Annotated in this window: 7 protein-coding genes; all 7 read right to left on the bottom strand. The window is 44.7% G+C overall.

Annotated elements, in window-relative coordinates:
- Positions 1 to 3: 3 nt before the first annotated feature.
- Entirely contained in the window at positions 4 to 3,402 is a 3,399-nt protein-coding gene (locus tag AB204_RS00630) for a non-ribosomal peptide synthetase (RefSeq protein ID WP_047961463.1), read from the bottom strand.
- A gap of 634 nt (positions 3,403 to 4,036) precedes the next feature.
- Positions 4,037 to 4,969 carry a myo-inosose-2 dehydratase gene (iolE, locus tag AB204_RS00625; protein ID WP_047961462.1) on the bottom strand — a complete coding sequence of 311 codons (933 nt, stop codon included), beginning with the start codon at positions 4,967 to 4,969 and terminating at the stop codon, positions 4,037 to 4,039.
- Between the two features lie 37 nt (positions 4,970 to 5,006).
- Complete coding sequence (locus AB204_RS00620) at positions 5,007 to 6,911, bottom strand: bifunctional 5-dehydro-2-deoxygluconokinase/5-dehydro-2-deoxyphosphogluconate aldolase (RefSeq protein ID WP_047961461.1); 1,905 nt, start codon at positions 6,909 to 6,911, stop codon at positions 5,007 to 5,009.
- 82 nt (positions 6,912 to 6,993) lie between these two features.
- On the bottom strand, positions 6,994 to 8,673 hold the full coding sequence (locus AB204_RS00615; protein WP_047961460.1) for a solute:sodium symporter family transporter: 1,680 nt from the start codon (positions 8,671 to 8,673) through the stop codon (positions 6,994 to 6,996).
- Positions 8,674 to 8,736: 63 nt separating this feature from the next.
- A complete protein-coding gene (iolG, locus tag AB204_RS00610; RefSeq protein WP_047961459.1) occupies positions 8,737 to 9,723 on the bottom strand; it encodes an inositol 2-dehydrogenase in 987 nt (328 codons plus the stop codon).
- A gap of 292 nt (positions 9,724 to 10,015) precedes the next feature.
- Complete coding sequence (gene iolD / locus AB204_RS00605; protein WP_200898187.1) at positions 10,016 to 11,950, bottom strand: 3D-(3,5/4)-trihydroxycyclohexane-1,2-dione acylhydrolase (decyclizing); 1,935 nt, start codon at positions 11,948 to 11,950, stop codon at positions 10,016 to 10,018.
- Between the two features lie 23 nt (positions 11,951 to 11,973).
- A complete protein-coding gene (locus tag AB204_RS00600) occupies positions 11,974 to 13,485 on the bottom strand; it encodes a CoA-acylating methylmalonate-semialdehyde dehydrogenase (RefSeq protein WP_047961457.1) in 1,512 nt (503 codons plus the stop codon).
- Positions 13,486 to 13,600 lie beyond the last annotated feature (115 nt).

Genomic DNA, 13,600 nt, shown 5'->3' with positions numbered 1-13,600 from the left:
AGTTCATTCATCCGCTTGAGATTGAACGATTGTTTCGATGATGCGAGAGAAAGACTGAATGTTGGAATTCATGAACAATCCTTCGATGATGTCCTGTTCGCCAACAGGCGTAATGTTAAATTCCTGTCGCAGTGCACTAAGTAAACCAACGGCATGCAGTGAATCACCGCCAATATCAAAAAAGCCATCGGTGACATCAAAATCATCATGCTGAAGTTGTGCTTGCCAGAGTTTCAAGATCTTTGCTTCTATCTCATTAGCGGGTTTAACCGGCGCATCAGAGTGTTCTTCGGTATCAGACCAGGGGATAGGCAGCGCTTTACGGTCAATTTTTCCATTACTGGTTAATGGCATATGGGGCAATAAGACGTAATAACTGGGCACCATATAAGAGGGCAGCGTTTTGCGGGCAATCTCCCTCAACTGGTCTTGAAAATGGCTGGGGGTATCCAAAATTTCTACCGTTTCAGGCACAACATAGGAAACGATATGCCGTTGTCCGGTTTTGGGATGAACGGGAGCATCAATAACAACATGGCTGGCATTTTCATGGCTCAGGAGACAGGCTTCAATTTCACCTAATTCAATGCGGTATCCATTGATTTTTACCTGATTATCTTCGCGTCCTAAAATTTCTATCAAGCCATCGGCAATATATCGTCCCAAATCTCCTGTTCTGTACAGCCGTTCACCCGTGACGGGATGAGTAATAAAGCGCAGTGCCGTTTTTTCTGCGTCTCCCAAATAACCTTGGGTCACCCCGTCTCCGCCAATATAGAGTTCCCCTGTTACCCATTTGGGGCAGGGTAGAAGCCAATTATTCAAAACATGAAAAGTTTGATTTGCCAGCGGTTTGCCATAAGGAATGCTTTTCCAGTTTTTATCAATTTCCTTGATTGGATAGTGTATCGACCAGATAGAGCCTTCAGTCGCTCCCCCGAGGCTGATGATCGCAGTATCTGGCAGGCTTTCCCGAATACGTTCTGGTAGATCGACAGGTATCCAGTCTCCGCTCATCAGGATTAACCTTAATTTGGTCTCGGACAGTGCGGAACCATTTCTGTCTACCAGTACTTTAACGGGAGCCGGAACACTATCCCAGATAGTAATTTGATGTTTGATTAGCATGTCTAACCAGATTTTTGGGTCATTGGCCGTTTCAGGCATGGAAAAAATAACTTTTCCTCCAACGCCCAATAGCCCGAAATAGTCATAGACGGACAAATCAAATCCAGCCGGTGCGACGGATAATACAGCGTCTTTTTCTGTGACGTGGAATTTATGGTTAATATCAAACACCGTATTTGCCGCATTACGGTGAGAAGCCATGACACCTTTCGGCTCTCCGGTTGAACCGGAGGTAAAGATGACATATGCCAGATCATCTAATCCCTGTACTGAAGGCATGGAAGACCAGTGTGTTGTATCCACGGCGTTGTGCATAGGGCACTCATCCAGGTTTATTCGAAGCAAACCCGTCAATTCACCATGTTCAAAAACTGTGCTGCCAGTGATAATCCCTTTGGCTGAACAGCGATTGAGCAAATTCATCCGGCGTTCGGCAGGGAGCTGGGGATCGATGGCCACGTAAGCTGCACCTGACATCAGGACACCCAGTAATCCGATTACCAATTCTGGGCTTTGTGGCAAGGATACAGCGACAATATCATTGGGATGAATTTGGGCCGAGGTTCGAAGTTGTTGTGCGATTACGATGGCTTTATTGACCATTTCCGCATAGGTAACTTGTTTTTCTCCCTGAATGAGCGCGATTTCATTGGGGAATTTGGCGGCGGCCTGCAAAACCATTTCATGTAGCAATTTAAGATCGAACGCGATATCGGTTGCATTGGATTTTGCCCGCTCTGCCAGATCTGATGCGGGCAACTTCACCAATGATGCACTTGTATCCCATACGGAATCATCTTCAGCGCAAGTTGCAATCAGCGTCAGATATGTATCCAACATGGCTTCTACCATGCCATCAGGGAACAATTCACTGACAGTGTTCCAGTTAATTTGAACAAGACCATCAACCCGAACAATTTGGTTCTCTAACCAGACTTGTGGGGTTTGATTGCTGTTATAAATTTGGGTAGCGTCCGTCCAACCGATATCTGTTACCACATCGTCCAAATTAGCCGTCAAGGTATTGCTAAATACTACGGGAGCTGTTGCTGCCCGGTTGTTATGACCTCGGCGGGTCAGCTCTCTCAAAACCTGAACACCATTGTAGGAACAATGCCAGCGATTCATCATCAAATCAGTCTGGATTTGCACTAAACGATCATTGAAGCTTTCTTCTTTTGTTCCCCGTATTCCCAGCAACATGGGTTGAAGAAAATTACCGACAACATTTTCGATGCCGTCAAAATAGGGACGCCGCCCGAATTGAGTGATAGTCAGCGTAAAAATTTGGTGTTTCGACCACTGACGAAGGACTTCTGTATAAATGCCGAGAAGTACCGTTTCCAGCGTTAGCTTGTGTGCTTCCGCTTTCTGCCTGAGAGCCAGCAACGTTTCAGCAGCGATTTTTCTACTGTAACGCTTGAACACAGGAGAGGAAATCATCTCGGGAATTGTTTTCAATGGTAACTCTGGCGGTTGCGGTAAAGTATCTAACTGTTGTTCCCAGTAGGCTTTGTCACGTAGCCCTTGTAATTGCCCTTGTAGATAACGCTCTGAGTTTATATAAGTGTGAAAATTCATATTAGCAGCTAATATGGGTAACTCGTGACCCTGATAAATTTTCCACCAATCACGTAATATCAGGCGGATACTATGAAGATCCACAAACATCATATCGAAATAAACATGCAAGCGAGTAATATCATCATTAATTATTGTTGCACGTATATCGAATGTAGGGGCTTTATCGAGGGGAAGTAATTGTGTTTCCATTTCCTGACGAATGTTTTCCAGCATTTTATCTTTTTCTGATGCTGACCACTTTCTACAATCTTGAATAGGAATGGTGTAATTTAATGGAGCAGGTAAAATCCGCTGTTGTCCATCTAAAGATAAAGTCGCCCTTAACATAGGGTGATATTCAATAATTTTGTTCAATGCGTTATTTAATGAATTGATATCTAATGATTTAATATCTAATTCAGTATATAGACAACTGGTTAACCCTCCTAGTTCCAGTCCGGGGTTACGCCCAATTAAATAGGCATATTGAATATCTGTTAATGGAAAATGTTCTGTCTCACTAGTTTCTTCTTGTAGCGTTATAGGGATGGTAATATTTATTAATGGTAATCTGTTTTGAAGCATCCCATTAACCTTTTTTTTCAATTGAGATAACTCTATTTCTAAATTTTTGTTTTCTGGTTTATATAATTCATGAGAGGTGGGAATTTCTAATCCGGATTCTTGTAATGCCTGGAGAAAATTTTGCATGCATTATCCCTTAGTATTTGGTTGATAAGTTGATTTATATTTTTTTGAAGTTATTTTTTATCTTTGAAATAAAATGGCACTGGGAATATGGTTGAACCTCTTAACAAAGAATCCATTTACAGTTCACCAATTTATTTTGGTGAAAATAAACATCATTTACTATCAATATAATATATTGATTCACGAGCTTAAAATAAACGAAAAGCAGTGCATATTCAGACACCTCATTAATCTTAGTAAGGTATTTAGTTTTATTTGTTGGTTTGCCCTTACGCAAAAATAACACTTTTATAACTAAATGTAATATCAAATAATAACATTTTATTAATGATTATTGTTATGTAAAACATATGGATACTGACTAAGTTCAAGTTTGTAATAGCATAATAATTCCTGACGTCTAACAAACTTGCTAATCTTCTGTGGTTAAATTAATAACTTCCGGGCAATGCGGCATACAAGAACTGAAAAAATAGGTCAGATGTCTGGAAATTGAAAAAGGTAACCTAAAGCAGGCCGCTGTGCTGATGAGCGAACTCTGCAATGGAATTATATACTCTTCGTCTTTCAAGTTGCCTCTTTGTTGGCTGCGCTCACTCACCCCGGTCACATAGTTATCTATGCTCCCGGGGATTCATTCCCTTGCCGCCGCGCTGCATCTTGAAATCCATTGGGTATAAATCAACCCCGCTTCTTTGGCAAATCGATACAAATTGTTATATCCCATCGTGGCATAAGTCAGCGGATGGGCAACAGCGGGATCTTGTTCTGCCTCAACGACCAACCAACCGTTATAGTGATTCGCTTTCAATACATCAAAAATAGCCGGATAATCGACGCAACCATCACCGGGTACGGTAAAAACACCATTCAATACGGCATCAAGGAAACTGGTCTTACGATTTTTGACATCCTTCAACACGTCAGGACGAATATCTTTGCAATGTACATGGTTAATGCGTTTGCACCAGCGTCTTGCCACTGCCAATGGATCATCACCGGTAAAGGTCAGATGCCCGGTGTCCAATAACAAACCAACCTCTTTTCCTGTATTTTCCATCAGGTTATTGATGTCTTCTGCACTTTCAATCACCGTTCCCATATGGTGATGATAAGCAATCTGTACGCCTTGTGATTGAGTATAACGAGCAAACTCTGTCAGTTTTTCGCCATATTCCTGCCAGCGTCCTGCCGGAAACAGAGGTCGCAGATGCACGGGTTTACTCTGATTACCATGAATACAGTGTGTCACTTCAGCAAACACCATTACAGTAGCGCCTAACTCACGCAATAGCGTCAAATGCGGCTGAACCGCTGCGATTTCTTCCTCAACACTGCGCGTGAGTAATTCTCCAGAATACCAACCGGACACCAGTTTCAAATCATGGGCAGCCAGAATAGGCCCCAAAACCTGCGCCTGACGAGGAAATTTATTGCCAAGCTCAAAACCTGAAAATCCCGCCTGCCGCCCTTCTGTCAGGCAAGTTTCCAGAGGTGTTTCTGCACCCAAAGAAGGCAAATCATCATTAGTCCATGTCAGGGGATTGATGCCAATTTGAACAGCCATAAGGGTTCTCCTGTTTTACGTAGTCATTTTGACTGGGCTATCCGCGCTGGTGCCAATAGCTAATCAGATTGTGATAGTTGGTTTTTACTTGCAGGATAAGAGTCTCATCATCAATTTCTCCCGCCAGCCATTGCAATGAAGATTGACCAAACAGCGTTCGTCCAACAGCGAAGCCTTTAACTATCGATTTTCCGGCTGCCGCTCTGAAGCTCGCTTTCAGGATGGTTTCAGGTGCATCAAGGCCAAGGATCACAACCCCCCGGCAATAAGGATCACTCTGTTCAATCAATACCGAAATTTGATCCCAAGTTGTGGATTGCATCGGCGGTAATTTCCACCAATCAGGTTTAATGCCGAGATTGTAGAAACGCTGGAGCGCTCGTAGGTATAGTTCATCAGAATGGGGCATATCTACTGGCAAGATCACTTCCAGCAACAATTCATGGCCAGACTGACAACAGGCGGCATAGACTTCCTGCACGGTTTTTTCCTGTTCCAGACGTAATGGAGGGTTATCTTCCGGATGGAAAAACACCAAACATTTCACGATATGTTCGTGTGGCCAGCTAATAAGCTGAGAACCAATATCACCATGTTCAAGGCAAAGTGGCCGGGAACCGGGCAGTTCTATCGGGCGACCAATCCATAACCCCTTTCCTGTTGCGGCATTCAGTACATCTTGACCGAAACTACTGTCACACAATATTCCCGCTTTTCCTTCCAAATGGGCTTCTGTGCAAACCTCTTGGCTGGCTCGGAACAGTAATTTTTTCAATTGTGGAATTCGATCGAAACTGGCATTCACTTTGCGTGCCATTTCAACAAACTGAATACGATGATCAAATGCCATCACACACAGTTCATCCCACTGTTTACGCCGGCTACCAATACGATGCAAGTGGTTGAGATGTGCATCCAAATCAGGACACGGCACTTCCGCTGCCCGTATCAGATAATTATCCAACTCAGTTTTATCTGGCATAGCCGGCGCACAGCCATGGCGGGAAACGACCAAAGCCCCGCAAGCATTGGCATAGATGCAAGCCTGTTCCCAGCTTTCGTTGTTGAGGTAACCACGCAATAAGCCTGACATAAAAGCATCTCCTGCCCCCAAGACATTTAATACTTCCACTTTTACGCCTTGTACGGTGATCCCTTCATCTAAGGAGTCTGGAATACTGGCAGTAAATACAGAACATCCCAACGCCCCCCGCTTGCAAACCAATGTTGCAGTAGTCAGCGCTCGTACATTTCGCAAGGCTTCTACCGTGTCCGTAGCACCACCAGCAATATGAAATTCTTCTTCGGTTCCCACAATCAGATCAAATTGGGAGAGCACTTCCTGTAATTGTGATGTCACCTGCTCTGAGGCGATATAACGAGTTTCACCATCACCCAGTGAGGTCAATCCCCACAATACCGGACGATAATCAATATCAATGGCCGTCTTGACACCATTGTGGCGGGCATATCGCAGTGCGGTCAGCACAGCATCACGAGTTTGTGGATGGGAAAGATGCGTTCCGGTGATCGCCAGACAGTGGGCAGATGCAATATAGTCTTCACTGAAATCATCGCGGGTAATGGCCATATCAGCACAATTATCACGGTAAAAAATCAGTGGGAATGTTTCGTTATCTTTAATACCGAGCAAAACCAATGCCGTCAGCCGTTCTTTGTCAGTAATCAAATGACTGGTATCACAGCCAACCCGCATCAACTCCTCACGCAGAAAGCGCCCCATGTGTTCATCTCCGACTCTTGCCAGCATTGAGGATTTTAATCCCTGACGAGCCGTACCGTAGGCCACATTTCCTGAAGATCCACCCAGATATTTTGAAAAACTCCCCATGTCTTCCAGACGGGAGCCTATCTGCTGGCCATACAGATCAACCGCGATCCGTCCCATGCAGATAACATCAAACTTTCTATGCTGCTCCATTGATTCACCTCTTACCGAATCGCTTGATTTTGTTAAACCTCAAATGGTTTTGAACATCAAAATTTAATTAATTTCAGCGACGTTAACCCGACGTTTCTCTTGATGAGAGCGCCTTGCCTATTTGATAGAAAACATAACTCAGAATGCTGGCCACAAATACGTAATAGATTGCCATGACATAAGCCGGCACATTATGGGCAAGGAAAACATACATGGAGATAGCAGCCAGTGTAATTAACCATCCCATTGGTTTCACCATTGACCACGGCGTAATATCCACCTGCTCGGTATACACTTCCTGATAAGATTCAGCCGGGAAGAAATAACCAATCGTCAGCATGAAAACGATATTCAGGACAAACAGAATGCCTACCAGATGGAAAAAATGAATATTGATGTTCAGGACAAAATTACAAACGATGTAAGCTGACATACCAAACAGCAACCCCAGTTTTGCTGCAATCGGGGGAACGCGCTTTGTCATTAACCCGACCAATACCACACTGAGGATGGGTGCATTAAAAATCCCCTGTAATTGTTGAATCAGATAGAACAAGCCATCAGGTGCATTAGCAACAAGTGGAGCAATGATCATCGTTGCCAGTGCAAGTACGATCCCCAAATATTTGCCTACCGCTACGGCCTGTGCTTCCGTAGCATTCGGGTTAATCCTCGGTTTATAGATATTGACGGTGAATAACGTCACGGAAGAATTCAGGCCACCACTGAATGTTGAGAATACGGCGCCCACAACAACGGCGGCAAAAAAGCCAACCAGAATTTTAGGTAATACCAACTGCACTAATGCAGGATAGGCATTATCTGGATTATCCATCTGACCACTGAAAATATGGAAGGCAATTATTCCCGGCAAAATAATGATCGAAGGAATAATGAGCTTAAATAAAGCACATAGCATGACACCTTTTTGCCCTTCCGCGAGATTCTTGGCACCTAATGATTTCTGCACAATAGATTGGTTGGTACACCAGAAAAACAGGTTAGAGACAATCAAGCCAGTAAATAGCGTCGAGAATGGAACAAGTGAATCTTCACTACCTATGGAATTGAACTTATCTGGATGGGTCTGATAAACATCAGTCAAACCTTTCCATGCGTCACCATTCCCGACATACAACAAGGCAAAAATGGTTACCATCAATCCGCCGACAATCAGGCCGACACCATTTACAGTATCAGCAACTGCAATGGCTTTGATCCCGCCGAAAATAGCGTAAATCGCACCGAGTCCCCCGACACCCCAGACCATGATCCAAAGCGCTGTCGTTTTTTCGACGTGAAAAACCTGCGAAACCTGAAAAAGGCTTTCCAGCGCAATAGCCCCGGTATATAGCACAATCGGTAATAATGAAATGACATACATCACCAGAAATAGAATTGATGTAATAAGTAAGGTATTTCTATCAAACCGGCGCTCAAGATATTCGGGGATCGTTGAAATACCCAGTTTCAGATACTTAGGCAGGAAGTAAACAGCAAATAAGACAATGGTTAATGCCGCAATCACTTCCCAAGCCATAACAATAAAACCAGTCCTGAATGCCAAACCATTCAGACCAACCAAATGTTCTGTAGACAGATTCATTAACAACATGGAACTGCCGATATATATGCCGGTCAGGGAGCGACCACCAAGAAAATAGCCCTCAGTTGAATTAATTAAGTGTTTGTTTCGTGTTTTATAATAAGCAATCCCTGCTACCAATAGCGTAAAACCGATAAAAGAAAGAAAAGTTGACATATGACCCTCCCCCCTGATTAACCGTTCTCAGGCATTAAAAACCATACGTTTTATAAGATCCGGTTATAACTTGATTTCTTTACCGGATTGCAGGGATTCGAGCGCCTTATCTGCAAGGTACAGTGCCTGTTCACCATCAATACCGCTGGTTTCAGGAGTGACTCTACCCGCCATAACATCAACAAAATGGCTCCATTCTGCGATATAGGCTTCACGGTAGCGTTGTAAGAAGAAATGCTCTGGTTTGGCTGCAATACAACCTTTTTCACCCCAGAACTCGACACTGTTTTCCCTGATATTTCCTGCGGTGAGCAAGCCTTTCTCACCATGCAGCTCAAGGCGCTGATCATAGCCATAGCCGGAACGGCGGCTGTTAGTTATGGTCGCCATTGCTCCCGATGGGAATTTCATAACAATAAATGCGGTGTCAATGTCTCCTGCTGCACCAATGGCCGGATCAACAAGATTGCTGCCCTGAGCATAGATAGCACACGGTTCTTCACCGATGATAAAACGTGCCATGTCAAAGTCATGGATGGTCATGTCCCGGAACATGCCACCAGATCCCCGGATATATTCAACGGGCGGTGGGGAGGGATCACGAGAGATAATCAGCAAGGATTCTGCTTTGCCGACCGTACCGGCATTAAACAAGTTTTTTAGCCGACGGAACTGAGGATCGTAACGACGATTAAACCCGATAACCAAAGGAACCTGACACGCTTTTACCGTAGCAAGACACTGACGAACTCGTTCAAGATCAAGATGAACCGGTTTTTCGCAGAAGATCATTTTACTGTGCCGAGCCGCCAGCTCTATCAAATCGGCGTGGGTATCTGTTGCTGATGCGATAAGCACACCATGAACATCAGGATCGGCCATCGCTTCTTCTGTGGTCTGAATTTTGGATTGATATTTATGTACCAATATTTCAGCACTTGCCGGATGTGGATCTATCACGGAATAAAGGCAAGTTTCTTTATGATTGGCAATGTTAGCAGCGTGAACCTGCCCAATTCGCCCAGCGCCAAATAATGCAATATTGAACATGAATGCTCCTTGGTATCTGCTTTTGGTGTGGATGAAAATATATCAAACAAAATATTTATTTCAATTTCGTTTTATTTGGAAAATTTATTTTTTAGAGCCGGCTCATATAACTTCCCGATAAGGCATACACTTCCCGTCAATTTCCTGCATAACGTCAAGTTTTCGTTCTGGGTCCTATAAGCAAGTTTAATAAAAGCCCCTTTATTACGGATACCTGTTCATGTTAACACCCTCCATCTAATGCTCGATAGAGTCGTCTGGTTAGGTGTTTTACTGTCGAAGTCAGTCTTATCTAATACTGGCGCACTTTATTTTTCACATATTCTCTGATTTTTTCCGCCGATTCGGTGATCGCTGGTTCCTCAGCAATCTGCGCGGTTCCTGTTCTCCACCATGATTCATAATCATGCGTCATGGTTTTTGGCAATACTTTAATATCTATCAAAGTCGCACGCGGCTGTTTTTGCGCATCCAGCAAAGCTGTAATCAATTGTTGCTCGTTATGCACCCGATAACTTTTGCAACCGTAACTTTCCGCATTTTTGGCGAAATCCACCTGCATCAAGGCTCCATCCAATTGACCATTTTTCGGATTGCGATAACGATTTTCCGTGGCAAAACTCCCCATGCCTTGACTCATCTGCAAGTTATTGATGCAGCCGAACCCGGCATTATCAAACAACAGAACAGTGATCTTGATGTTTTCCTGAATGGCAGTTTGTAATTCACTGTTCAGCATCAGATACGAACCATCACCGACCATCGCATAAACTGGCTGCTCCGGACAGGCAAGTTTTGCTCCCAACGATGCCGCAATTTCATACCCCATGCAGGAGTAGCCATATTCCAGATGATAAGTATCTGGTACTTTAGGTTGCCAAACCCGCTGTAAATCGCCCGGCAGGGAACCCGCAGCCCCGACAATGATGGCGTTTGGCTCCAGATACTGATCCATCAGGCCAAGAACGCGGGTCTGGGTCAGGTTGGTTTGCAGTGTTTCACTGTACTCACTTAACTTATGATCCAAATGCCCCGCAATTTCTGGCTCGAACCCGTCCTGATACTGAATAGAAAACAGCCGCTCTAATTCTTTCTGCCAAGCTGATTTGGCCTGTGCTATTTCCTGCTGCCACGCTGAACGCCATGCTGTTTCTGCTAATTCCTGCGCAATAGCATTCAACCCCTCGCGGGCATCCGCCAATACACCTACCGCATCCAGTTTGCACGCATCAAACTCCGCTACATTGATAGTGAGAAATTCCACGTCCGGATGCTGGAATAATGACTTTGAGGCCGTTGTAAAATCGGTAAAACGTGTCCCAACACCAATAATCAAATCAGCTTCTTTGGCAAGCAAGTTCGCAGCTAAACAGCCCGTCGTTCCCATTCCGCCACAATTCAGGGGATGCCCTGCCACAACCGCACTTTTTCCTGCCTGTGTTTCAGCAAATGGAATATTGAATGTTTCAGCGAAATGGCGAAAAACATCATGGGCTTCGGAATAACGCACACCTCCACCACAAATCAACAGCGGCTTTTTCTTACGCAGAATCAGTGCCAAGGCGTCCTGAATCCGCGCCTGAGAAGCGGGACGACGCTCAATCTGATGAATCCGCTTCTGGAAGAAGTAGTCCGGGTAATCCCATACCTCTCCCTGTACATCCTGGGGAAGACAAATCGTGACGGCGCCTGTATCTGCCGGATCGGTTAATACCCGCATGGCGTGGATCATTGCTGTCATCAATTGTTCTGGTCTGGAAATGCGATCCCAATAGCGGGATACCGGACGAAAGCAATCATTGGTACTAATGGTGCCATCACCATATTGTTCTACCTGTTGCAAAACAGGATCTGGCTGACGGCAAGCAAAAGTATCTCCCGGCAATAACAAGAGCGGGATACGGTTTGCTGTTGCGGTTGCCGCAGCCGTGACCATATTGGCAGCACCCGGCCCAACAGAAGAAGTTACGGCAAAAATCTGCCGACGCTTTTTCTGCTTGGCAAAACCCGTGGCAATATGTGCCATTCCCTGTTCATTACAACCTTGGTAAACGCGAAGATGTCCCGGTTCCTGCTCCAGTGCCTGACCTAACCCCACCACATTACCGTGCCCAAATATTGTGAAGACACCCCGGATAAAAGGATATTCTTCTCCATCAACACAGATATATTGTTGATTGAGAAATTTGACCAGAGCCTGAGCCATCGTCATCTTTTTCGTATTCATTGAAGTATGATGCATAGAAATAGCTACTCCATTGTTGGCATCACAAAGCTGCTATCGTGATGTTCTAAACGTACACTGGCAGGCCAACGGCTGGTAACCGTTTTCATGCGGGTATAGAAACGCACGCCGTCATTACCATGTACATTCAGCGGCCCGAAAATGGAACGTTTCCAGCCGCCGAAACTATGGAATGCCATTGGCACAGGAATAGGAATATTCACGCCAACCATGCCTGCCTGAACATCTTCACTAAATTGACGGGCAGTTTCACCATCACGGGTAAAGATAGCGGCTCCATTGCCATATTCATGGTAATTCACCAAGTTCAATGCCGTGTCATAATCCGGTACGCGAACAATGGCAAGCACTGGGCCAAAAATCTCTTCTTTATAAATTTTCATATCTGGCGTGACATAATCAAACAGAGTCGGCCCCACGAAATAACCATTTTCATAGCCAGCAACCTGATACCCACGCCCATCCACCAGCAATTTAGCGCCCTGCTCTACGCCGCTGCGAATGTAGTCACAAATTTTCGCTTTGTGCTGTTCAGTAATCACTGGTCCCATGTCATTTTCTTTTCCTTCGGTAATACCAGTACCGACAGACATATGGCCGATTTGATGCCGGAGTTTTTCTACCAATTTATCTGCTATCTCATCTCCAACTGCCAATACAACAGACAATGCCATGCAGCGTTCCCCTGCTGCACCGAACGCTGCGCCCATGATGGCATTTGCCGCCATATCTATATCAGCATCCGGCATCAGGACACTGTGGTTCTTCGCGCCGCCTAATGCCTGACAACGCTTACCATGCGCCGATGCAGTGGTATAAACATATTCTGCAATCGGTGTTGAACCAACAAAACTGACAGCCTGAATGCGGGGGTCAGTTAACAGCACGTCGACGGCTTCTTTATCTCCCTGAATAACATTAAATACCCCATCCGGTACACCGGCCTGCTGCAATAATTTCGCCAGTTCTATTGAAAGAGAAGGATCTTTTTCAGATGGTTTCAAGACAAAAGTATTTCCTGTCGCCAAGGCAACCGGGAACATCCACATTGGAACCATCGCAGGAAAGTTAAATGGCGTGATGCCAGCACAAACACCTAATGGCTGCATCAGGGAGTGGCTGTCAACGCCTGTTCCCACGTTAGCAGAGTGCTCTCCTTTTTGTAGATGGGGAATACCGCAGGCAAATTCGACCACTTCAAGGCCACGTGTCAATTCACCTACAGCATCAGAATAGATTTTGCCATGCTCTTCAGAAATTAGCCGTGCTAATCTGTCGCAGTTTTCTTCCAGCAGTGACTTGAACTTAAACATAATCCTCGCCCGTTTCAACGGGGAGGTTTTTGACCATTCTGTAAAGGCCAAGTGGGCAGATTCAATAGCATGCTGAGTCTCATGAGTTGTGCTTAAGGCAACCTGCCGAACCACCTGCCCTGTGGCCGGATTAAAGATAGATGAAATACGACTACTTTGGCTATCAGTGAGTTGCCCGCCAATAAAATTTTTAACCTGTTCCATTCTGAGCCTCTCTAAAAATACAATGACGATTGAATCAATAGAAGTTGAATCAAGATGCTACAGATATATGAAATATATATTTCACTTTCAATAAAAATTGAAATGCACTTTAATT

This window comes from Xenorhabdus khoisanae (assembly GCF_001037465.1).
In the GTDB taxonomy this organism is placed as follows: domain Bacteria; phylum Pseudomonadota; class Gammaproteobacteria; order Enterobacterales; family Enterobacteriaceae; genus Xenorhabdus; species Xenorhabdus khoisanae.
This window is presented reverse-complemented; position numbering and strand designations above follow the sequence as displayed.

What these genes read in the sequence shown, in the direction of transcription:
- iolG (WP_047961459.1), bottom strand. Translation starts at nt 9,723, where the DNA reads ATGTTCAATATTGCATTATTTGGCGCTGGGCGAATTGGGCAGGTTCAC.
- iolD (WP_200898187.1), bottom strand. Translation starts at nt 11,950, where the DNA reads ATGAATACGAAAAAGATGACGATGGCTCAGGCTCTGGTCAAATTTCTC.
- AB204_RS00630 (WP_047961463.1), bottom strand. Translation starts at nt 3,402, where the DNA reads ATGCAAAATTTTCTCCAGGCATTACAAGAATCCGGATTAGAAATTCCC.
- AB204_RS00600 (WP_047961457.1), bottom strand. Translation starts at nt 13,485, where the DNA reads ATGGAACAGGTTAAAAATTTTATTGGCGGGCAACTCACTGATAGCCAA.
- AB204_RS00615 (WP_047961460.1), bottom strand. Translation starts at nt 8,673, where the DNA reads ATGTCAACTTTTCTTTCTTTTATCGGTTTTACGCTATTGGTAGCAGGG.
- iolE (WP_047961462.1), bottom strand. Translation starts at nt 4,969, where the DNA reads ATGGCTGTTCAAATTGGCATCAATCCCCTGACATGGACTAATGATGAT.
- AB204_RS00620 (WP_047961461.1), bottom strand. Translation starts at nt 6,911, where the DNA reads ATGGAGCAGCATAGAAAGTTTGATGTTATCTGCATGGGACGGATCGCG.